This window comes from Curtobacterium sp. MCPF17_002, assembly GCF_003234115.2.
Classification (GTDB): Bacteria; Actinomycetota; Actinomycetes; order Actinomycetales; family Microbacteriaceae; genus Curtobacterium.
In genome coordinates this window covers 105,409-125,750 of record NZ_CP126251.1, presented here as the reverse complement: position 1 = coordinate 125,750, position 20,342 = coordinate 105,409, and the positions used below count along the sequence as shown (strand labels likewise).

Annotated in this window: 19 protein-coding genes; 8 read left to right on the top strand and 11 right to left on the bottom strand. The window is 71.3% G+C overall.

Going from position 1 to position 20,342, the window contains the following annotated elements:
• Positions 1-26: 26 nt before the first annotated feature.
• The gene (locus DEJ28_RS00530; RefSeq protein WP_258368168.1) at positions 27-983 is read right to left on the bottom strand and encodes a serine hydrolase; all 957 of its coding nucleotides are present in this window, start codon (positions 981-983) and stop codon (positions 27-29) included.
• A complete protein-coding gene (locus DEJ28_RS00525) occupies positions 983-2,947 on the bottom strand; it encodes a M13 family metallopeptidase (RefSeq protein WP_111116654.1) in 1,965 nt (654 codons plus the stop codon). The genes DEJ28_RS00530 and DEJ28_RS00525 overlap by 1 nt, the downstream gene beginning before the upstream one ends.
• A 71-nt stretch (positions 2,948-3,018) precedes the next feature.
• Here DEJ28_RS00525 and DEJ28_RS00520 point away from each other — a divergent pair, with 71 nt between their 5' ends.
• The 3 genes from DEJ28_RS00520 to DEJ28_RS00510 all read left to right on the top strand — a co-directional run bounded on the left by DEJ28_RS00520 (position 3,019) and on the right by DEJ28_RS00510 (position 7,103).
• On the top strand, positions 3,019-4,356 hold the full coding sequence (locus DEJ28_RS00520) for a uracil-xanthine permease family protein (protein ID WP_111116653.1): 1,338 nt from the start codon (positions 3,019-3,021) through the stop codon (positions 4,354-4,356).
• Positions 4,357-4,512: 156 nt separating this feature from the next.
• Entirely contained in the window at positions 4,513-5,847 is a 1,335-nt protein-coding gene (locus DEJ28_RS00515; protein ID WP_284180763.1) for an MATE family efflux transporter, read from the top strand.
• Entirely contained in the window at positions 5,844-7,103 is a 1,260-nt protein-coding gene (locus DEJ28_RS00510; protein ID WP_284180762.1) for a lipopolysaccharide biosynthesis protein, read from the top strand. The genes DEJ28_RS00515 and DEJ28_RS00510 overlap by 4 nt, the downstream gene beginning before the upstream one ends.
• Positions 7,104-7,565: 462 nt before the next feature.
• Here DEJ28_RS00510 and DEJ28_RS00505 read toward each other — a convergent pair whose 3' ends face one another.
• From DEJ28_RS00505 to DEJ28_RS00495, 3 genes are all read right to left on the bottom strand, one after another.
• The gene (locus tag DEJ28_RS00505) at positions 7,566-8,129 is read right to left on the bottom strand and encodes a hypothetical protein (protein ID WP_111116650.1); all 564 of its coding nucleotides are present in this window, start codon (positions 8,127-8,129) and stop codon (positions 7,566-7,568) included.
• 262 nt (positions 8,130-8,391) lie between these two features.
• Positions 8,392-8,976: a hypothetical protein gene (locus DEJ28_RS00500; protein ID WP_111116649.1), complete on the bottom strand. Its 585-nt coding sequence runs from the start codon at positions 8,974-8,976 to the stop codon at positions 8,392-8,394.
• A gap of 130 nt (positions 8,977-9,106) precedes the next feature.
• Entirely contained in the window at positions 9,107-10,267 is a 1,161-nt protein-coding gene (locus DEJ28_RS00495) for a LacI family DNA-binding transcriptional regulator (protein WP_111116648.1), read from the bottom strand.
• 115 nt (positions 10,268-10,382) lie between these two features.
• On the opposite strand from DEJ28_RS00495, the gene DEJ28_RS00490 reads away from it, so the two are divergent.
• From DEJ28_RS00490 to DEJ28_RS00475, 4 genes are all read left to right on the top strand, one after another.
• Positions 10,383-11,759, top strand: coding sequence for an MFS transporter (locus DEJ28_RS00490; RefSeq protein WP_258368167.1), 1,377 nt, complete (start codon positions 10,383-10,385; stop codon positions 11,757-11,759).
• A 10-nt stretch (positions 11,760-11,769) separates the two neighbouring features.
• Entirely contained in the window at positions 11,770-12,465 is a 696-nt protein-coding gene (nucS, locus tag DEJ28_RS00485) for an endonuclease NucS (RefSeq protein ID WP_111116647.1), read from the top strand.
• Positions 12,466-12,537: 72 nt separating this feature from the next.
• Positions 12,538-13,194, top strand: coding sequence for an HAD hydrolase-like protein (locus tag DEJ28_RS00480; RefSeq protein ID WP_111116646.1), 657 nt, complete (start codon positions 12,538-12,540; stop codon positions 13,192-13,194).
• Positions 13,191-14,465, top strand: a complete 1,275-nt coding sequence (locus DEJ28_RS00475) for an MFS transporter (protein WP_111116645.1) — start codon at positions 13,191-13,193, stop codon at positions 14,463-14,465. Before DEJ28_RS00480 ends, DEJ28_RS00475 begins: the two co-directional genes overlap by 4 nt.
• A 33-nt stretch (positions 14,466-14,498) precedes the next feature.
• Here the strand turns inward: DEJ28_RS00475 and DEJ28_RS00470 are convergent, their stop codons facing one another.
• Both DEJ28_RS00470 and DEJ28_RS00465 read right to left on the bottom strand, forming a co-directional pair.
• Positions 14,499-15,332 (bottom strand): SDR family oxidoreductase, encoded by an 834-nt coding sequence (locus tag DEJ28_RS00470; RefSeq protein ID WP_111116644.1) that lies wholly within the window; start codon positions 15,330-15,332, stop codon positions 14,499-14,501.
• Positions 15,333-15,369: 37 nt separating this feature from the next.
• On the bottom strand, positions 15,370-16,035 hold the full coding sequence (locus tag DEJ28_RS00465; protein WP_258368166.1) for a nucleoside/nucleotide kinase family protein: 666 nt from the start codon (positions 16,033-16,035) through the stop codon (positions 15,370-15,372).
• Positions 16,036-16,089: 54 nt separating this feature from the next.
• Here DEJ28_RS00465 and DEJ28_RS00460 point away from each other — a divergent pair, with 54 nt between their 5' ends.
• A complete protein-coding gene (locus tag DEJ28_RS00460) occupies positions 16,090-16,458 on the top strand; it encodes a VOC family protein (protein WP_111116643.1) in 369 nt (122 codons plus the stop codon).
• A gap of 4 nt (positions 16,459-16,462) precedes the next feature.
• Here the strand turns inward: DEJ28_RS00460 and DEJ28_RS00455 are convergent, their stop codons facing one another.
• From DEJ28_RS00455 to DEJ28_RS00440, 4 genes are all read right to left on the bottom strand, one after another.
• The gene (locus DEJ28_RS00455) at positions 16,463-16,903 is read right to left on the bottom strand and encodes an NUDIX hydrolase (RefSeq protein WP_111116642.1); all 441 of its coding nucleotides are present in this window, start codon (positions 16,901-16,903) and stop codon (positions 16,463-16,465) included.
• Between the two features lie 92 nt (positions 16,904-16,995).
• Positions 16,996-17,616 carry a TetR/AcrR family transcriptional regulator gene (locus tag DEJ28_RS00450; protein ID WP_111116641.1) on the bottom strand — a complete coding sequence of 207 codons (621 nt, stop codon included), beginning with the start codon at positions 17,614-17,616 and terminating at the stop codon, positions 16,996-16,998.
• A gap of 114 nt (positions 17,617-17,730) precedes the next feature.
• Positions 17,731-19,053 (bottom strand): carboxylesterase family protein, encoded by a 1,323-nt coding sequence (locus tag DEJ28_RS00445; RefSeq protein ID WP_111116640.1) that lies wholly within the window; start codon positions 19,051-19,053, stop codon positions 17,731-17,733.
• Between the two features lie 78 nt (positions 19,054-19,131).
• Positions 19,132-20,340 carry an MFS transporter gene (locus DEJ28_RS00440; RefSeq protein WP_111116639.1) on the bottom strand — a complete coding sequence of 403 codons (1,209 nt, stop codon included), beginning with the start codon at positions 20,338-20,340 and terminating at the stop codon, positions 19,132-19,134.
• Positions 20,341-20,342: the final 2 nt, after the last annotated feature.

Here is a 20,342-nt window from a genome sequence, read left to right as displayed (position 1 = left end):
TCGGGAGTCGCACCGCCCGCTGACCGCTAGCGGTGCGCGGGGACGTGCACGGCTTCGAGCACCTCGGTGCCCATCGTCCGCAACGCCTCGACGACGGCGAGGCGTCGCTGCAGTGAGGCGTCGTCGAACGTCACCGTCACCGCGTAGCTCACGGACGAACCGGGCCCGCGGAGGATCCCCGCCTCGGCCCGCACCCCCGTGCTCGAACCCGTCACCGACACGACCTGCAGGCCGTGGTCCAACGCCCGGTGCGCGAGCGGGTCGAGTCCGAAGGCCCCGGCGACGAGGGTGAGGTCGCTCGCCAACGACAGCCAGCCGAGCACCCGGTTCGACACGGCCTCGTCGACGACCTCGCCGAGCGCCAACCCGCGCATGAGCCAGCTGAGCTCGCCCGTCGGCGCCACCGAGGTGTCCGGCGCGTCGTCCGGGCCCCGGCGGTCACGTGCCCGGTCGATGAGCGCGGTGCGCTCGATCCCGAGCGACTCCGCGCGTTCCCGGACGGCGTCGATGCCGACCGTCGACAGCAGCGCGTTCATCGCCCAGGCGTCGGCGGTCGCACCCACGAGGGTCGCGAGGTCGGGTACCTGCATGGTCGGCTCCTGCAGGAACTGCCACAGCCCCGCACCGGTCGCGGTGTCGCGTGCCATCCGCTGCAGGCGGTCGCCGTGCAGGCGCCCGTCCTCGAGCCGGGCCGCGACCTCGACGAGGAGCAGCACCCGGCCGAGGCTCGCGACCGGCTGCACGAGGGTGTCGTCGACCCCGAGCAGGGCCTTGCCGGTCGAGGTGTCGATGACGGACGCACTGACGGACGCACCGTCCCTGGCGATCGTGCCCAGCGCCTCCAGGGTGGCTGCGAAGCGTTCGTCGGCACCGCCGCGGTGCCGACCGTGCGCACGCCCGTCGGCACCGCCGACGTGCTGTCGTCGACGCGACCGTCGAGCCGCTCCCGGCTCCGGTGACGGAGCCGCGTCCGGCTCGGTCATCACCAGATCGCGACGCGCTCGACCGGGTCGAGGTACATCGCGTCACCCTCGGTCACGCCGAAGGTGTCGTAGTAGACGTCGATGTTGCGGACGACCTGGTTGCACCGGAACTCGGTCGGCGAGTGCGGGTCGATGCTGAGCAGGCGCGCGGCCTCCTCGGGACGGATCGCCATCCGCCAGGCCTGCGCCCAGCTGAGGAAGAAGCGCTCGGCCCCGGTCAGGCCGTCGACCACCGGGGGCTCCTGTCCGCCGAGGGACAGCAGGTACGCCTTCCACGCGATGGACAGGCCGCCGAGGTCGCCGATGTTCTCACCGATCGTCAGCGCGCCGTTGACGTGACCGTCCGGCACCTCGGTCGGCACGAGCGCGTCGTACTGCGCGATGAGGGCCTTGGTGCGTTCCTCGAACGCGGTCCGGTCGGCCTCGGTCCACCAGTTCTCGAGACGACCGTCGCCGTCGTACTGGGAGCCCTGGTCGTCGAACCCGTGGCCGATCTCGTGGCCGATGACCGCGCCGATCGCGCCGTAGTTCGCGGCGGCGTCACGGCCGGCCTCGAAGAAGGGGAACTGCAGGATGGCCGCGGGGAACACGATCTCGTTGAAACCGGGGTTGTAGTAGGCGTTGATGGTCTGCGGGGTCATGAACCACTCGTCGCGGTCGATCGGCTTGCCGATCTTCCCGAGCTCGCGGTCGACCTGGAAGGACGCGACGGCGCGGACGTTGCCGATGAGGTCGTCGGCGGAGACCGGGAGCGCCGCGTAGTCGCGCCACTTCACCGGGTACCCGATCTTCGGCGTGAACTTGTCGAGCTTGTCGAGGGCGCGTGCGCGGGTCTCGTCGGTCATCCAGTCGAGCGCCGTGATGCTCTGCCGGTAGGCCTCGACCAGGTTCGCGACGAGGTCGTCCATCGTCGCCTTGGACGTCTCGTCGAAGTGCTCCTGCACGTAGATGCGACCGACGGCCTCGCCCATCGCGCCCTCGACCAGCGAGACGCCGCGCTTCCAGCGGTCACGCTGCTTCGGCGCACCGGTCAGTGCGGTGCCGTAGAACGAGAAGTTCGTCGCCGAGAAGGTGCTCGTCAGGTACGGCGCCGAGGCACGGACGACCTGCCAGCGGAGCCAGTCCTTCCACATCTCGAGCGGTTCGCCGCGGAGCAGCTCCGCCAGGCCGGTGACGAACGACGGCTGCCGGACGACGAGGGTCTCGAAGGCCCCGGCGGGCGCGTCGATGGCCTCCCACCAGTGCTGCAGGTGGATGTCGGCGGCGAGCGCCGCGACCTCGGCCCACGGCAGCTTGTTGTAGGTCTTCTGGCTGTCGCGCGTGGTGACGTTGTCCCAGTGCTTCGACGCCAGGGCGGTCTCGAGCGCGATCACGTTGTCGGTGCGCTCCCCGCCGTCGGCGAACCCGGCGAGGGGGAACATCGCGGCGACGAACTCGCGGTACTTGGTGCGGATGTCGGCGAAGCGCTCTTCGCGGTAGTACGACTCGTCGGGCAGGCCGAGGCCGGACTGCTCGAGGAAGACGACGTAGGACTCCGGGTCGCCCGGGTCGTTGTCGACGAAGAGCTGCAGGAAGGTCGGCAGCCCGAGGCGCTCGAAGCGTCCGACGATCCGGACGACCTCGTCGACGGTCTCGATCGCGCCGATCTCGGCGAGCAGGGGTTCGATCGGCGCGGTGCCGAGCGCCTCGAGTCGTTGCTCGTCGGCAAATGAGGAGAAGAGGTCCCCGACCTTCCGCTCCTCGGTGCCCGGCGCGGCCTGCTGGGAGCGCTCGATGATGTCCCGCACCGCGATCTCGGCGGCTTCGGCCAGGACGGTGAACGAGCCGTACCGCGCCTTGTCGTCGGGGATCGGTGTCGCGTCGATCCACGAGCCGTTCACGTGGCGGTAGAGGTCGTCCTGCGGGCGGACCTCGGCGTCCAGCTCGTCGGTGTGGATCCCGGAGGTGCTTGCGACGTCGGTCATGCGGTCCACGATAGCCACCGCCACCTTGGTCCCGGGCCGCTCGGGGCCGTGACTGCCGGTACGGTCATCGCATGGGACTTCCGTGGAAGCTGCACGGAGACGGCAAGACCGTCTCGGCGACGACGATCGTGGCTCCGGACGAGCGCCTGACGTGGGGACGGACGGTCGGCCTCGGCGTGCAGCACGTCGTGGCGATGTTCGGTGCGACCTTCCTGGTCCCGCTGCTCACCGGGTTCCCGCCGGCGACGACGCTGCTCTTCAGCGGCATCGGCACGATCCTGTTCCTGCTCATCACGGGCAACCGGCTGCCGAGCTACCTCGGGTCGTCGTTCGCCTTCATCGCCCCGATCGCGGCGGCGACGAAGATCGGCGGCATCCCCCTCGCACTCTCCGGCATCATCGTCGTCGGCGCGCTGCTCGCGGTCATCGGCGCCGTCGTGCACCTGGCCGGCGCCGGCTGGATCGACCGCCTCATGCCCCCCGTGGTGTCCGGCGCGATCGTGGCCCTCATCGGGTTCAACCTCGCCCCCGCCGCACGTGACAACTTCACGAAGGCGCCGGTCGTCGCCGTCATCACCCTCGGCGCGATCATCCTGGTGACGGTCCTGTTCAAGGGGCTCCTCGGACGCCTGTCGATCGTCATCGGCGTCGTGGTCGGCTACGTCGCGGCGCTCATCGCCGGCGAGGTCTCCTTCGATGCGGTGCACGACGCGGCCTGGGTCGGCCTGCCCACCTTCACGGCGCCGGCGTTCGACCCCGGCCAGCTCGCGATCTACCTCGGCTTCGTGCCGGTCGTCCTCGCGCTCATCGCCGAGAACGTCGGACACGTCAAGGGCGTCGGACAGCTGACGAGCCGTGACCTCACCCCGCTCACGGGGCGCGCGCTCTTCGCGGACGGCATCTCGACGGTCCTCGCGGGCCTCGGCGGCGGCTCGGCGACCACCACCTACGGCGAGAACATCGGCGTGATGGCCGCGACCCGGGTGTTCTCGACGGCGGCCTACTGGGTGGCCGCGATCGTCGCCGTCCTGCTCGGGCTGTCCCCGAAGATCGGTGCGGTCATCTCCTCCGTGCCGCCGGGGGTGCTCGGTGGTGCGACGACCGCGCTGTACGGCCTGATCGGCGTCATCGGCATCCGGATCTGGGTGGAGAACCGCGTCGACTTCGCGAAGCCGAAGAACCAGCTCACCGCGGGCATCGCGCTCATCATGGGCATCGCGGACTTCACCTTCACGCTCGGTGGTGCGAGCTTCGGCGGCATCATCGTCGGCACCGTCGCGGCGATCGTCGTCTACCACCTGATGGACCTCGTCGGCCGCGCACGCGGCACGGACGAGCCGACACCGACCGTTTCCGACGAGGCGCACGCGGCCACCGGGGCCGTCCCGGCCGAACCCCGCGCCGACTGACGGGGGCCCACCCAGGTGGGGCACCCGCCTGAGGACGTGGGACCACCGGACTGGAGGCACGTGGCCGCGCCCGCCACGGGCCTCCAGTCCGACCTGTCCCCGGTTCTCCGGCGCACGCGGCCCACGCGGGATCCGCATCGCCGCCAGAATGGGCCGGTGCCCCGACTGACGCGACCCGCTGTGACCGCTGAGCGGCGCGCGGTCGACCGCGACATCGTGCGGCTGGCGGTGCCGGCGCTCGGAGCGCTCGTGGTCGAGCCGCTGTTCCTGCTGACGGACACCGCGCTCGTCGGGCACCTCGGGGCGACGCCGCTGGCAGCCGTCGGGCTCGCGAGTGCCGTGCTGTCGACCGTGACCGGCCTGCTGGTGTTCCTGGCGTACTCGACGACCCCGGCCGTGGCGCGGGCGCTCGGTGGCGGGAACCGACGCGGCGCCGTCCACGCAGGTATCGACGGGATGTGGCTCGCGCTCGTGCTGGGGGTGGTGCTGGCCCTGGTCGGGTGGCCGCTCGCCGGGCCGCTCGTCGACCTGTTCGGTGCCTCGCCCGAGGTGTCGACGGCAGCGACCGCGTACCTGACCATCTCGCTGATTGGGCTGCCCGGCATCCTGGTCGTCACCGCCTCGACCGGACTGCTGCGCGGGCTGCAGGACACCAAGACTCCGCTCGTCGTCGCGACCATCGGGTTCGTCGCGAACGGGCTGCTCAACGCCGTCCTCATCTACGGTGCCGGCTGGGGCGTCGAGGGATCCGCCGCCGGCACCGTCATCGTGCAGTGGGTGATGGCGATCGTCTACGTCCGGATCGCCGTCCGAGCGGCCCGGACCTCGGGTGCGCCGCTGCGTCCGGGTGCCTCCGGCGTCGTGCGCGCCCTCCGGTCCGGCGCGTGGCTGTTCCTGCGGACCGCGTCGCTGCGCGTGGCGATGCTCGCGACCGTCGGCGCGGCCGCCGGACTCGGGACGGCCGGGCTCGCGACGACGCAGGTCGGGCTGACGGTGTTCTCCACCCTGGCGTTCGCGCTCGACGCGCTGGCGATCGCCGGGCAGGCGCTGGTCGGTCACGGTCTCGGAGCGCGTGATGCGCCGCGGGTGCGGTTGGTCACGCGGCGGCTCGTGCTGCTCGGGATCGCGGGCGGTGCCCTGTTGGGCGTGCTGACCCTGGCCGTCAGCGGGGTGCTCGGCCCGGTGTTCTCGGACTCTTCCGTCGTGCGGGACGCACTGCCCGTCGTGCTCGTGCTCATCGCGGTGGGGATGCCGGTCGCCGGGTACGTCTTCGTGCTCGACGGGGTGCTGATCGGCGCCGGGGACGCGCGGTACCTGGCGATCGCCGGCGGCGTGAACCTCGTCGTGTACCTGCCGCTGCTGTGGTGGGTCGGCGGGACGCTCGCGGGACTATGGGCGGCGTTCGCGCTCGGGTACATCGGGGTCCGGGCGGTGACGCTCGGGGTGCGCGCGCACCGGCGCGGCTGGGTCGAACAGGCGTTGGCGCGGTGAGCGGTCCTTCTTCTTCTTCTTCTTCTTCTGCTGGGCGTTCTTCTTCCGTGGCGTCGTCGTCTTCGGTGGCTTCGTCGGCCGTGCTCGCCACGGTCGGCATCGGGGTGCAGGGCGTCGCGAAGCTGCTCGTGACCGTCGTCGTCGGCCGGGTGTTCGGCACCGAGACCCTCGGGCAGACCACCGCGTTGCTGTCGCTCTCGGTGTTCGTCGCCCTGCTCTGGCCGAACGCCGCGGGCAACACCGCGTCGCGGTTCCTGGCGATCGCGCTGCGGGGTCGGCGCTCGGATGCCGCGGTGAACCGGCTGCTCGGGCTGTCGATGCTGGTGTCGAGCGCGGTGCTCGCCGCGGTCACCGTGCCGGTCGCGCTGGCCTGGGGCAACGGCCCCGGGATGGTTCTGGGCGGGGCCGCGGTCGTCGTCGGCTACGGCCTGTACTGCTACGCCCGCGGCGCACAGCTCGGCTACGCCCGGGCACCCCGGGTCGCGCGCTGGGACTCGGTGACGAGCGTGCTGGCGCTGGGGCTGCTCGTGTTCGCCTGCGTCGCCCGGCTCGAGCCGTTCGTCCTGCTGCCGCTCGCGATCGGGTACACGGTGTTCGCGATCGCGTGCTGGCCTCGAGGGAACGGCTTCGCGCCTGCTTCTCGCGAGCCCGCTGCCGGGGTGCTCGGGTTCGCGGCGTGGAACGTGCTGGCGGTGGTGACCTCGAACGGGTTGCTGCAGTTGACGATGATCTCGGCGCAGGTGACGTCCTCTGCGCACGACGCCGGTGTCTACGCCGCTGCGTTCACCCTGGCGACGCCGGCGTCGATGCTCGGGCAGGCGTTGGGGCAGGTGCTCGTGCCGGCGTTCGCGCACCGGACCGACGGCGGATCGCTGCGCTCCCGCGGAGCGCTGCTGCTCGTCGTCGGGTTCGCCGCTGCTTCGGCCGTCGTGTTCGGTCTGGTCGCGCTGCTCGCCGGATGGTTCCTGCCGATCGTCTACCCCGCCGAGGGTGCCGCCGCCGTCGCCGACCTGCGGTACCTGATGGTCGCGGTGTGGGTGTTCACCGTCGGGCTCGTGCCGGCGGCGTTGCTGCTCGCCGCCGGACGCTCACGTCAGGTCGCCCTGGCTTCGGTGGCCGGGTTCGTCGTCGGCGCTGGGCTCATGGCGGTGCTCGGACCGGTCGCAGGAGTTGCTGGCGGCACCACGGGATTCCTCGTCGGGAGTGCGGTGAACCTCGTCGCGGTGGTCGTGGTCGGGGTGCGGCGGCGGCGCTGACTGACGGCGGTCTCAGACAGTGCGGTCCAGGCACCGACGTACACGTGCAACTGCTGTTGCAAATCTGCTCGTCCAGCCACGCTGCCGCGAACACGCGATCCGAACTCCTCCCAATCGCAGCCAAGTCCTCGCCTCGAGCGTCAGCAGCGCTGTGGACAACTCTGATCGCCCCAAGGCACCGACTTCGCGATGCCCTGTTATGCAACCCCTGCTTCATAACAAACGATCGAGAACCCCGATGCATCCGAGCCCCTGCACACCAGGCGAGATCGCCCGAACGGTCCCCGGTCGCGTCCAGCGGATCGCGGAGGTCGACGAGCGGCCATCGACACGAAACGGCGCCGATGGGAATCGGCGCACGGACATGATGCGGTCGCGAGGGACCCGCGTCGAGAACAGGGAGTCCCGTACCACCAGTTCACAGGGGGCTGGTGGTGATCACCACCAACCCCCTGCTTGTCGTTACTTCCGAACGAGGACTTTGAGGCCCTTGATGTTGTTCGTTGTCGGCTTGGTGAACTTGATCTCCGAGTTGCGGCCAAACACCGGAGTGGTGGAGGACGCGCCGCTGTTGTTGACCGTGTAAGTAAGCTGCCCACCCCAGGTGTTCGACTTCATCGTCCCTCGCCACTCCCAGGCCCCCGTGTAGGTGCCCGCGACGGAAAAGCCGAAGTTCGCGTACGGAACCTGGGCCGCCTGCCAGCAGAGCGCACCAGATGCGCACCCATTTGTGACTCCCCTCAGCTGCGCGGCCTCCGTTGTCTCCGTGACCGACTCGACGACGTTCGTCGAGGGGTCAATCGTGATGACCTTCGGAGTCGCGCTCTGCTCGAACGCGGTGAGTTGCGCTTGGGTCGTGATCGCAGTCGTGGAGGACACGGTCGTCTCGCCGATCGTCGTGACGTGATTGTCGTCGTCAATCGGAGCCGCCGACGCGGCGACCGCCGGAGTACCAAAAGCGAGAGCCCCTGCGATGGTTACAGCTACCAACGTGCTGGCCGTAACGCGCCGTGATGGCTTGAACATCTCATCTCCTTCGAGGGGCCTCTCCGGCTACACCCTGCAACCAACCCCGCGGTAAGCATGTCGTGTTTGATATACCACGACAAGTCGCTTGATGAGATTGATTCGTGCTCGACCTCAACGAAGCGGCTGGCGAGCTGACCCAGGCGCACCTCGCTCATGAGGAGATCGTGCCGAGGAGCCGGACCAAAGGGGGAGCGAGGTCATCGACACGCCATCGGAGGCAATCAGCGGAGAAGGGCGATCGCGCTCGGCTCGTCGTTGGTCAGGCAAACGAGCGGAGCGCTTCAGCGTAAGCATCGGGGGCTTCTCGTGTCGGCGCGGTGACGAGGAGCGCGTGGTCGCCGACACGACGGGTGAACGTCCCTCGGCAGGGGATCTCGATGATCTTCGTGAGACCTGCTTGCCACGCGCCCACCAGATCGCGAAGGCAAAGCTGTTCGGGGCTCTTCTGCACCGCGCCGGGGGAGGTCCGCTCTGCGAAGCGACCGCGGTTCCACTCCTCGTACTGTTCAGTGAAGACGGCATCGCCGAACGAGTCCTGCCACGATGGCCCGAACAGGCGTGCGAGCAGCTCGCGCCGTTCATCTGCCTCGGTCGATGTCAACGCCAACTGATCGAACACGAACGGGTCCCGTTCCTCGCCGGCGTGGGCAAGGCACGCGCGCCAGACCTCGGGCCAAGCATGCGACCACACGCGACGCTGCTCGTCGTCTGACACAGGCTCCGACACCGGGGAAAGGCTGAGATGCGGGGGAAGATCATCTCCTGACGTGGCAAGCTGCCGCGCTTCTCGAATCCAGAGCAGGTCGAGCAGCGAATGAACATCGTCCTCGATCGTGATGACCATGTCATGCGGCCACGGATTTCCCGGGACCGGTGTGGATGAACGCATCGCTCTCCCTCCTCGGGCCAGCGAAACACGTCCGCACCTGCTCGGCAAGGGCGCAAGCACCCGGTGCGGCGGTCGAGCACCGACGTCAGCGCGCGTTCGCGGTGCGCACGGGGCCCGTCGTGTCCCCGACACGCAGCTCGGACCGGAACGCCGCCGGCACCGGCTCGTCCCCCTCGAGCATCGCGAGCGCGGCACGAGCGGCAGCGCGGCCCTTCTGCTCGAACGGCTGCACCAACGTGGTGAGGTGCCGGATCGGCGTCCGGTGCAACAGGCTGTCGTCCACCGTGATGCCGTCGAAGCCCACGACGCTGACGTCCTCCGGCACCCGGAGCCCGGCATCGAGAGCGGCCGAGATCACGCCAACGGCGAGCAGGTCGCTCTGGGCGACGACCGCGGTGGGCACGGTGGAGCCCGGGGCGAAGAGTGCTTCGCCGGCGATGCGCCCCTCTTCCACGGAGCTGCCTTCCGTCTCGATCGCGACGGCGTCCGGGAAGACTTCGCGCACGCCCCGCAGTCGTTCGAGGGTGGTGTGCGCGACGCCGGCGGCTTCCCGTGCGGCATCGACGGGGCCCCGGCGCCGCGCGGCATCGAGCGAGAGCGTGACGATCGTGACGGAGGAGTGCCCGAGGTCGCGCAGGTAGGCGGCGGCCCGAGCGGAGGCATCGCGGTTGTCGAGGTGGATCGGCACCGCACCCTCGATGTCGTCGGCCTCGATCGCGACGACGGGGATCTGTCGACGCCGGAGCACGGCCACGGCGGGGTCGATCCGGACGTTGCACCCGACGAGGACGACGGCGTCCATCGGGGCATCGACGATCGGCCCGGCGCCGAGTTCGTCGTCGAGGGGGCTCCGGACGAGGAGCAACGAGGCGCCGGCAGCACCGGCGACCTCGGCGATGCCGTCGAGCGTCAGGACGTTGACCGGGTCGCGGAAGGCATCGCTGAGCCGTTCGTCCATGACGACCCCGATGACACCGGAGCGGCCACGGCGGAGCGAACGGGCACGCGGGTCGGGTCCGCCGTAGCCGAGCTCGGCGGCGGCGGCGAGGACGCGGGCCTTGGCGTCCTCGGAGACCGGGCCGCTGCCGCTGAACGCGAGGGACGCGGTGGACGGGGCGACACCGGCCGCGCGTGCCACGGCGGCGAGCGTCGGGCGCACGGCGCGGATCGGGCGCGACGGTGCCGCGACGTCGACGCGGGAGTGGTCCGTCCGCGACGCGCCGGGTCCTGTTGCCGGTTCGTCCATCGCCCGTTAGCGTAGCCGGAACGAGCAGTCGAATCGATTCGACAGTCGGAAAACCAGCACCAACACGCATCAGAACGCGCAGCACCAAGCGCACCGCAGCACGATGGGAACCACCATGACGACGCCGTCCACCCGCACCGTCCCGACCACGAAGGCCTGGATCATCGCGGTGTTCGTGGTGTTCACGTTGTCTGGGCTCGACATCGCGACCTGGCTCGGCCGGATCCCGAGCGTCCGCGACTCCCTCGGCGCGAGCACGTTCGAGATGGGCCTGCTCGTGCTCGGCATGGCGGTCGGCTCGATCGGTGGCCTGACCTTCGCCGGGCACATCGTGGCGAAGCTCGGTGCCCGCCGTGGTGTGCAGGTCGCCGCAGCGTGCCTGGCGCTCGGCATGGTCTTCGCCGGGGTGGCAGTCACGCTCGGTTGGGGCTTCGCCGCCATCTGGATCGCGCTCATCGCCTTCGGCTTCGGCAACGGCCTCTGCGACGTGTCGATGAATGTCTCCGGTGCCGCCGCCGAGAAGGCCGGCGGGCGCACGATCATGCCGCTGTTCCACGCCGCGTTCAGCCTCGGCACGCTGGCGGGAGCGGGCCTCGGTGCGCTGGCCGAGCGGTTCGAGATCCCGGTCGCATGGCACTTCATCGTGCTGGTCATCGTCACGAGCGCCGCGATGCTCGTCGCCGTCACGAAGTTCCAGGACGAGCACCGGTTCGATCAGCCCGTCTCGACGGACACCAGCCCGGTCGCGACGCCGCTCACGCGCTGGCAGGTCTGGGCGCAGCCCTCGACGCTGCTGATCGGTGTGATCGTGCTCGGCATGGCGCTGGCCGAGGGCTCCGCCAACGACTGGCTGCCGCTGGCGATGATCGACGGCCACGGCCTCGACAACGCCGCGGGTGCCGGAGTGCTCACCGTGTTCCTGGCCGCGATGACCGCGGGCCGTGTCGCCGGCAGCCCGCTGATCGACAGGTTCGGCCGGGTGCCGATCCTGCGCATCAGCGCCGCCGTCGCGGTGGTCGGTCTCGGCATGCTCATCTTCATCGACAACGTGCCGCTCGCGATCGTCGGCGTCGTGCTCTGGGGCCTCGGGGCCAGCCTCGGGTTCCCGATGGGCATGTCCGCCGCGGCCGACGACCCTCGCACTGCGGCCGCCAAGGTCAGCGCGGTCGCGACGATCGGCTACGTGGCGTTCCTCGCCGGCCCTCCCCTGATCGGGTTCCTCGGCGAGCACATCGGACTGCTCGGAGCGCTGCTCGTCGTGTTCGTCTTCATCATCGCGGCCGGGCTGGCCTCGGGTGCCGCCCGTGAGACCGGCGCCGCCGCCCGGCCGAGCCGCGGGGGTGGTGACGGACACGGCGGAGCCGAGCCGCGCCTCCAGGCCGACAGCGCCGACAGCGCCGACAACCCGACAAGCAGTGCCAACGCACCCAGCGCAACCAGCACTGCCAACGCGACGAGCGCGCCGTCCGGGCCGGGACGCGACGCCCGTTAGGCTTCCGGACGTGCGTCTCGTCATCGCCCGTTGCTCCGTCGACTACGCGGGGCGGCTCTCAGCCCACCTGCCGCTCGCGACCCGTCTCCTCATGCTGAAGGCCGACGGTTCCCTGCTCGTGCACTCCGACGGCGGCAGCTACAAGCCGCTCAACTGGATGAGCCCGCCGTGCTCCGTCGAGATCGGCGAGCCGAACGACGAGCAGTCGAGCGCCGGCATCACGCAAGTCTGGACCGTCACGCAGAAGAAGACGCAGGACCAGCTCATCGTGTCGATCCACGAGGTCATCGCCGACCAGAGCCACGACCTCGGTGTCGACCCGGGCCTGGTGAAGGACGGGGTCGAGGCGCACCTGCAGCAGCTCCTCGCGGAGCAGATCGAGCTCCTCGGCGACGGCCACACCCTGGTCCGCCGCGAGTACATGACCGCGATCGGCCCGGTCGACATCCTCGCGCGCGACCAGGCGGGCTCGAGCGTCGCGGTCGAGATGAAGCGGAACGCCAACATCGACGCCGTCGAGCAGCTGACGCGGTACCTCGAGCTGATGAACCGCGACCCCCTGCTCCGTCCGGTGCAGGGCGTGCTCGCCGCGCAGACCGTGGCGCCGCAGGCGCGCACCCTGGCCGAGGACCGCGGCATCCGCGTCCTCGTGCTCGACTACGACGCGATGCGCGGCATCGAGGGCGGCCACACCCGCCTGTTCTGAGGACCGCGGCCTGGAGGCGCGGGTCGTCTCCGCCACGTCGGCTCGGCACCGCGCAGATAGGGTGGGGAGGACATGACCAGCCCGTTCAGCGCCATCCTCTTCGACCTCGACGGAACCATCAGCGACTCCGCGCCGGGCATCCTCGAGAGCCTCACCCACACGTTCCGCAAGGTCGGCGTGCCGGTCCCCGACCGCGACACGCTCATGTCGTTCGTCGGACCGCCGATCATGGACACGTTCACGACCGCGATGGGGATGGACGCCGAGCAGGCCGAGCACACGCTCGCCGTCTACCGCGAGCACTACTTCTCGCACGGTGCCCTCGACTCCGAGATGTTCCCCGGGATCGACGTCGTGCTCCGGACGCTGCACCAGGCCGGGCTGCCGATCTCCACCGCGACGAGCAAGCCCGAGACGCCGGCGACGTACATCCTCGAGCACTACGGGCTCACCGGGGACATCGACATCATCACCGGCGCGAGCGACGACGAGGTGCGGTCGTCGAAGGCCGACGTCGTCGAGGAAGCGCTCCGCCGACTCGACGCCCGCGGCTTCGACGTCAGCCGTCCGGTGCTGATCGGTGACCGCGTGCACGACGTCGAGGGCGCCACCGCCCACGGCGTGCCCGTCGTCTTCGCCGAGTGGGGCTACGGCTCCCCCGCCGAGGCCGTCGGCACGATCGCGACGGCGGCGACGCCGCTCGACCTGCTGCCGATCCTGCTGCCGTGACCCGCGCCGTCACGACGGGTCTGCGCAGTGCCGCGTGGGTACTGCCCGCCGCCATCGTCCTCATCGCGCTGAACTTCCGCGGCCCGATCGTCGCGACGGCCCCGGTCATCGGCGACATCCGGGTCGACCTCGGCCTGACCGCGACGATCGCCGGGCTGCTGACGACGATCCCCGTGCTCTGCTTCGCCCTCGCGACCCCGTTCGCCAGCTGGGTGATCGCGAAGGCCGACCCCGAGCGGGCCGTCTCCCTGTCGCTCGTCATCGTGCTCGCGGGCACCGTCGTGCGGTCGATGCCGTCCGCCGCCGCGCTGCTCATCGGGACCGCGATCATCGGCATCGGCATCACGATCGGCAACGTGGTGATCCCGGTCGTGATCCGGCGCGACACCTCGCCGGAACGTGTCGGGCTCGTCACGGGCGTGTACACGTCGGCACTCAACGTCGGGTCGATGATCACCTCGCTCGGCACCGCTCCGATCGCCGCGGCGTGGGGCTGGCCGGTCGCGATCGCGGTCTGGGCCGTGTTCGCCGTCATCGCGGGGTTCGCGTGGACCTTCGCCGTCGGAGCCCGGGCCGCCTGGATGCGACCGGCCCCGGGTGACGACGAGCCGCTGCCGGTCACGGGCCCGATCGACCAGGTGCTCGACACCGGGGCGATCCGGACGGCCCGCGCCGAACGGGCCGCCGAGCAGGCCGCGGCCGAGCCGGTCCGACCGGCTCGTCGCCTCATCACCTGGGGGCTGACGCTCGCGTTCGGCGGGCAGGCGTTCTCGTACTACGCGCTCACCGCCTGGATCCCGACGCTGCTGCACGACGAGATCGGCTTCTCGAAGGCGTCGTCGGGTGCGAGCTCGTCGGTGTTCCAGATCCTCGCCGTCGTCGGGGCGCTCGGCGTGCCCCTGCTCGCGTCGAAGTGGCGTCCGCGAGGGATCATCGCCCTCGTCGCGTTCCTCTGGCTCGCGATGCCGCTCGGGTTGCTGTTCGCCCCGCAGCTCTGGTTGCTCTGGTCGGTCCTCGGCGGGGCTGCGCAGGGCGGAGGCATCACGGTGATCTTCATCGTGATCGTCCGGATCGTCACGAGCGACGCGGATGCACGCCGGATGTCCGCGTTCGTGCAGGGCGGCGGGTACCTCATCGGGTCGGCGGGGCCGCTCGTCGCCGGGACCCTGCACGGTGCGACCGGGGACTGGACGGCTCCGCTGCTCGTCGTCCTCGTCGCGGTGCTCACGCTCGGCATCGTCGGGACGTTCGCAGCGCGCCGGGTCGCGTAGCGCACGCCGGGGCGCCGCGCTGGGCACTTCCCGTCAGCCCTGCTCGAGCACCTCGCGCAGGGACATCGGACGCTGCCCGGTGACCCGCTCGACGTCCTCGGAGACGCGTGCGAGGGCCCCCTCAGCGATCGCCGTGTACGTGCTCACCCAGGCGTCCGCCTGCCACGGCTCCGGGTTCCACCGGGCGCGGGACGCGTACGCCTCCTCCAGGGTCTCCGGGTGGTACGTGACGGTCCGACCACGGACCTCGGACACGGTCGCCGCAGCCTGTTCGAGCGTGATCGCCGTGGGGCCGGTCAGCTCGTAGGTCCGGTCGAGGTGCGCTGCCGGGTTGCGGAGCACCGCCGTCGCGACCCGAGCGACGTCCGCGCGGGCGACCGCCGCCATCGCACCGTTCCCCGCCGGGCCGCGGATGACGCCGTCCTCGCCGACGAGGTCCTCGACGAAGTCCAGGTAGAACGAGTCCCGCAGGAACGTGTGCGCCATCGAGGTCGACCGGATGGCTTCCTCGGTGGCCCAGTGGTCACGGCCGAGCGTGAAGGTCGCGTCTGCCGCGGCACCCGCGAAGGACGTGTACACGACGTGCCGGACTCCGGCGGTGGCCGCCGCGCCGACGAACGAGCGGTGCTGCGCGAGTCGGTCCTGGGCCTCGGCGCCGGAGACCATGAGCAACAGGTCGACGCCCTCGAGCGCCGCGCGGCTCGCCTCGGTGTCGCCGAAGGTCGCCACCGCGACCTCTGCTCCGGGCAGTTCCGGAGCGCGGGAGGCGTCGCGCACGATCATCCGGAACGGCACGCCGTCCGCGGCGAGCGCCCGCGCGACGGCGCCGCCGATGTTGCCGGTCGCACCGGTGATCGCGATGGTCATGGTCACTCCTGATCTGTCGGGTCCGCCGGACGCGGGGTCACGTCCGGACCGTCCTGGAGGCACGGATCACCGTGGGCGCGACCCTCGCCGCGTTCACGCCGTCGACCTCCACCGCCCAGCGGCGGGCTGCCTCGTGGTCGCGTCCGTGCCGCATGTGCCGGCCGACGAGACGGTCGACGCGGACCGTCTCGTCCACGGTGCAGAACCACGTCTCCGTGACGAGGTCGCGCAGGGTCGCCCAGGGGGCGGAGTCGTCGAGGAGGTAGTTCCCCTCCGAGACGACCAGCCGGGTCGAGGGCGGCACGGGGATGCTGCCGGCGACGGGTTCGTCGACGCGACGGTCGAAGTCGGGTGCCCACACGACGGGGCCGTGCCCATCGGCCTGGTCGGGCTCGCCGGCACCGACGAGCCGACGCACCAGCGCGACGTACCCGTCGGCGTCGAAGGTGTCGATCGCACCCTTGCGGTCGTGCCGGCCGAGCGCGTCGAGGGCGGCGTTCGACAGGTGGAAGCCGTCCATCGGGACCTGCACCGCCGTGCCGCTGCCGAGGGCGTCGTCGACGGCCACGACGATCCGCCGGGCGAGCGTCGACTTGCCGGCACCCGGAGCGCCGACGATGCCGAGGACGGTGCGGCGTCCGCCGGTGGCGAGTTCGACCGCGCGGTCGACCGCTTCGTCGACGGACATCTCGTGCGGGGTCACGCCTTCATCCTGTCAGAGCGCGCCGACTCGGGCGGGCGGTGGTTCACTTGCCGCATGGTCGATGCGACGAAGGCGTTCAGCGGGTTCTCGGTGCGTGACGTTCCGGAGGCGAAGGCGTTCTACGAGGACGTCCTCGGGGTCGAGGTGCGGGAGGACCACGGCATGCTGCTCCTGCAGATCGGCGACGGCCACCGTGTGCTCGTCTACCCCAAGGGCCCGGCGCACACACCAGCCGACTTCACGGTCCTCAACTTCCCGGTGCCCTCCGTCGACGACGCCGTGGACGAGCTGACGGGGAAGGGCGTCACCTTCCTGCAGTACGAGGGGATGACCGACGAGAAGGGCGTGAACCGGAGGGGCGGCCCGCTCATCGCGTGGTTCACCGACCCGTCGGGCAACGTCCTCAGCGTCCTCGAGGAGTAGCTCGTCAGCGGGTGAGTGCGCCGGCCCACCCGAGCGCGATCGGCACGATCAGGCCGTGACGGTGGTGCGGCAACTCGGCGATCGGCACCCATGCGGCCTCGTCGGTCGACCCGTCGAGCTCCGACCGCAGTGCTCCGCCCACGATCGACGCCCGGAAGACGACCTGCACGGCCTTCATCGGGCGGCCGTTGGCGTGGATGCGGCGTTCGGCGGGGACGATGTGGTGACGGACACCGAGCAGTGGGCCGACGGTGGCGTCGAAGCCGGTCTCCTCCTGGATCTCCCGCACGACGGCGTGCTCGACCGACTCGTCGAACTCGACCCCACCGCCGGGGAGCGTCCACGTGCCCGCCTCGGGGAACCGGAGCTTCGCCAGGAGCACGCGATCACCCTCGGTGATCACGCCGTAGGCGGCGAGCCGGGTGTCGTAGTCCGTGTACTCCATCTGCCGACCATGCCAGGAAGGCGAACCGGATCCGTTCAGCCGCGCCGCGCCTCCCGGCCAGTGCCGCCCGCCGGGCCGGTCCGACCCGTGCGTCAGGACAGGATCGTGACGGCGCCGGTCGACGGCGAGGACGACCCGACAGCGGCCCACCCCGCGCGCATCCGCGCCACGGCGCGGTCGAAGCCGGGGAGGGGGTCGTGGTCGTCACGGACCATCGACTGCAGCTGCAGTCCCTCGTAGAGGGCGACGAGCTGTTCGGCAGCGTGCCGGGGTGAGGTCCCGCGGGGTTCGCGTCCGGCGACGACGTCTCGCACGAGGGCGAGGGTGACGTCGTCGAAGGATCGCGTGTACTGGGCGCGGAACCAGCCGGCAGCGGGGTGTTCCGGGTTCGAGGCCGCGCTGAGCAGGGCGGTCCGGAGCCGGACGAGCGCGGGTTCGTCGATGCCGGCCTCGAGGCGGGCGCGCAGGTAGGCGACGGCTCCGGAGCGTTCGGCGACGACCCAGAGCGCCCGTCGGCTGCCGTTGTTCCAGCGGTCCATCACGGCCACGACGAGGAGCTCCCACATCGGGTAGGCCCGGTGGACGTCCGCTTCGGCGACCTCGGCGTGCACGGCGACCTCGGCGGGACCGACGGTGTGGAAGTCGGACGCGCGGTACGCCTCGATCGCGCCCGTGACGATTCGGGCACGCAGGTCTGCGTCGGACTCGGGCATGTCCTTGATTCTCCGGCCCCGGGGCCCGCCCCGCGACCCGCCTGTTCTGGGGGCGCGGCGGTTCGGGCGCTCGCCGGCGACGACGGCGCGGACAGCGCGGCGCTCGAGCGCGTCTCAGCCGCGGTCGAACGTCAGGGTCTCGTCGTCGTCCGCAGTGACCCGACCGGTCCGGGCGAACTCGGCCCAGATCGCCCGGAAGGCCCGACCGCGCCGCTCGACCTCCGGCCAGTCCCGTTCCGGCACGAAGCGGGTGCCGGCCCAGGCCTCGCGCCCGCCCAGGAGCAGCGGCAGGTCGCTCATGTGGACGGCCCCGGTCGGCTTCGTCGTGACACCACGGAGCAGTCGGTAGGAGGTCGCGTTCCCGCCCGCTGCCCGGTGCCGCACGGTGAAGCGTCGGACGTCCCGGCCGTAGATCACCTCGGACAGGGGCCGGACGAGCAGCCAGCGCAGCAGCGGCCGGACGACACGGAACCGCGCGACGGACCGGAGGCCCGGGATGAGCGGCACGTACATGCCGGTCTCGTCGGAGCCGGAGCCGATGAGGACGTCGACGTCCGGTGCGACCGAGCTCCACGCGCGGTCGAGGTCACGCTCGGCGGGCAGCGGCGCGTACCCGTACTGGGTGCCGTACGGCATCCCGCCGGGCAGGCCGAACGGTGCGGCCGCTCGGGTCGCGACGGCCTGCTGCTCGAGCAGGTCGTCGAGCGGGGCGTCCGGGTGGACGGCCCCGATCGCGCGGAGCATCGCCCGGTTCATCCGCGCCCGACCCCGGGACAGCCCGAGCGGTGCGCTCTGGATGATGGCGCGTCGGAAGAGCCCGGCGGCCCCCGCGCTGACCATGAGGTGCGCGGCCGCGTCGCCACCGGCGGACTGCCCGAACACCGTGACGAGGTCGGGGTCGCCGCCGAACGCCGCGATGTTCCGCTGCACCCAGCGGAGCGACTCCACCAGGTCGAGGAGGCCGAGGTTCGCGGGCACCGTGTCCCCGTCGCCGAGGAACCCGAGGATCCCGAGCCGGAAGGTCACGGACACCAGGACGACACGCTGCTCGGTGACGAGGTCGTGGGCGTCGTAGATCGGCAGGTCACCACCGCCGATGACGTACGAGCCGCCGTGGATCCACACCATGACGGGCAGCCGCTCGCCGGGCTGCACGTCCGCCGGCGCCGTGATCGAGAGGCGCTGGCAGTGCTCGTCGACGACGAGGCCCTCCACCGGTCGGAGCAGCTGGTCGACGAAGATCGCGTTCGGCTGCGGGGCGACGGGTGACGGCGAGGTCGCCGGGTACGGCTCCGCGAAGGTCGGCATCGGCTCCGGCGGGGCGAAGCGCTCGGCTCGCGCGTACGGGATCCCGAGGGCGCGGACGACGCTCCCGTCGACGACGCCGGTGACGGGTCCGGCGGGCGGGTGGAAGGTCGGTGGTGCGGCGGCGGGCATCTGCTCACGGTACCGAGGTGACCAGGGGCCTGTCTGGAGGCGCGGTGCGGCGCCGCCACGTGCCTCCAGGCCCGCCCGTCAGTCGCGTCCGGCGACCGGACGCAGCGAACCCGACGCGGCGAACGCCGCGACGAACAGGACGGCGACCAGCCAGAGCGCGCTCAGCGCGCCGACGTGCTCCGCGATGGCGCCGACCACCGGAGGTCCGGCGAAGTTCGCGAAGTACCCGATCGAGGCGACGACGCTCACGCGGGCCGCCGGGTTCGGTCCGCTCTGCGCGGCGGCGGACATGCCGAGCGGGAAGCCCATCGAGACGCCGACCGCCCACAGCACCACACCGATCAGGGTGAGCCACCAGCTGTCGCCGACGATGAAGAGGACCGCACCGACGATGCCGAGAGCCGTGGTCCACCGGATCGTGCTGACCCGGCCGAGACGGTCCACGACGGGTCCGGCGAAGACGCGCGTGGCGGCCTCGGACACCGCGAAGGCCGTGAAGAACAGTGCGCCGACGGCCGCGGTCTGCCCGTGCCCGTCGGTGGCGGCGAGGGCGAGCCAGTTGTTCGCCGATCCCTCGCCGAGTTCGACGCCGAGCATCACGACACCGATGAGCAACAGGCGGACGTCCGCCCAGCCCCGCGCCCACTGCCGGAGGCGCTGCCGCCGGGTGAGCGTCGAGTCGGGGTCCTCGGCGCGGCTGCCGTCCGGGATCCCGCGCATCGCGAGGACGCCGACCACCAGGATGACGACCGCCTGTCCCAGGAGCTGAGCCGACGGGGTGATGCCCAGCCATGCGCAGAGGGCGGCGATCCCGGCACCGAGGGCCGCGCCTCCCGACCAGGCGGCGTGCATGAGCGGGAGCATCGTGCGTCCCGCGAGCACCTCGATGGCCGTGCCCTCGACGTTCGCCATCACGTCGAGCGCACCGATGCCGGCGCCGGCGACCACGAACCCGACCGACGCGAGCGGCGCGGAGTGGAGTGCCGCCGCGACGCCGATCACGCTGATCGCCAGCGGGACCAACACGACGACCGCGGTGAGCGCCCGGCGGCTGCCGAGTCGTCGGAGGAGCGGTGCCGCGCTGAGCAGGCCGCCGATCGAACCGATCGTGACCAGACCGAGCATGAGCCCGATCGTGCCGACGTCCACGCCGAGTTCGACGCGGAGCTCGGGGAGACGAGGACCCCAGGCGGCGAGGCTCACACCACCGATCGCGAATGCGGTGATGATCGCGTTCCGCCATCCGGCGAGCTGTCTGCGGTCGACGTCGACCCCGAGCGGTTGCATCC

Excerpts from the sequence above, each read along its gene's own strand:
- DEJ28_RS00495 (WP_111116648.1), bottom strand. The coding sequence starts at position 10,267 with ATGGACGAACCGGCAACAGGACCCGGCGCGTCGCGGACGGACCACTCC.
- DEJ28_RS00490 (WP_258368167.1), top strand. The coding sequence starts at position 10,383 with ATGACGACGCCGTCCACCCGCACCGTCCCGACCACGAAGGCCTGGATC.
- DEJ28_RS00450 (WP_111116641.1), bottom strand. The coding sequence starts at position 17,616 with ATGCCCGAGTCCGACGCAGACCTGCGTGCCCGAATCGTCACGGGCGCG.
- DEJ28_RS00500 (WP_111116649.1), bottom strand. The coding sequence starts at position 8,976 with ATGGTCATCACGATCGAGGACGATGTTCATTCGCTGCTCGACCTGCTC.
- DEJ28_RS00505 (WP_111116650.1), bottom strand. The coding sequence starts at position 8,129 with ATGTTCAAGCCATCACGGCGCGTTACGGCCAGCACGTTGGTAGCTGTA.
- DEJ28_RS00470 (WP_111116644.1), bottom strand. The coding sequence starts at position 15,332 with ATGACCATCGCGATCACCGGTGCGACCGGCAACATCGGCGGCGCCGTC.
- DEJ28_RS00460 (WP_111116643.1), top strand. The coding sequence starts at position 16,090 with ATGGTCGATGCGACGAAGGCGTTCAGCGGGTTCTCGGTGCGTGACGTT.
- DEJ28_RS00525 (WP_111116654.1), bottom strand. The coding sequence starts at position 2,947 with ATGACCGACGTCGCAAGCACCTCCGGGATCCACACCGACGAGCTGGAC.
- DEJ28_RS00445 (WP_111116640.1), bottom strand. The coding sequence starts at position 19,053 with ATGCCCGCCGCCGCACCACCGACCTTCCACCCGCCCGCCGGACCCGTC.
- DEJ28_RS00455 (WP_111116642.1), bottom strand. The coding sequence starts at position 16,903 with ATGGAGTACACGGACTACGACACCCGGCTCGCCGCCTACGGCGTGATC.
- DEJ28_RS00530 (WP_258368168.1), bottom strand. The coding sequence starts at position 983 with ATGACCGAGCCGGACGCGGCTCCGTCACCGGAGCCGGGAGCGGCTCGA.
- DEJ28_RS00520 (WP_111116653.1), top strand. The coding sequence starts at position 3,019 with ATGGGACTTCCGTGGAAGCTGCACGGAGACGGCAAGACCGTCTCGGCG.
- DEJ28_RS00480 (WP_111116646.1), top strand. The coding sequence starts at position 12,538 with ATGACCAGCCCGTTCAGCGCCATCCTCTTCGACCTCGACGGAACCATC.
- DEJ28_RS00440 (WP_111116639.1), bottom strand. The coding sequence starts at position 20,340 with ATGCAACCGCTCGGGGTCGACGTCGACCGCAGACAGCTCGCCGGATGG.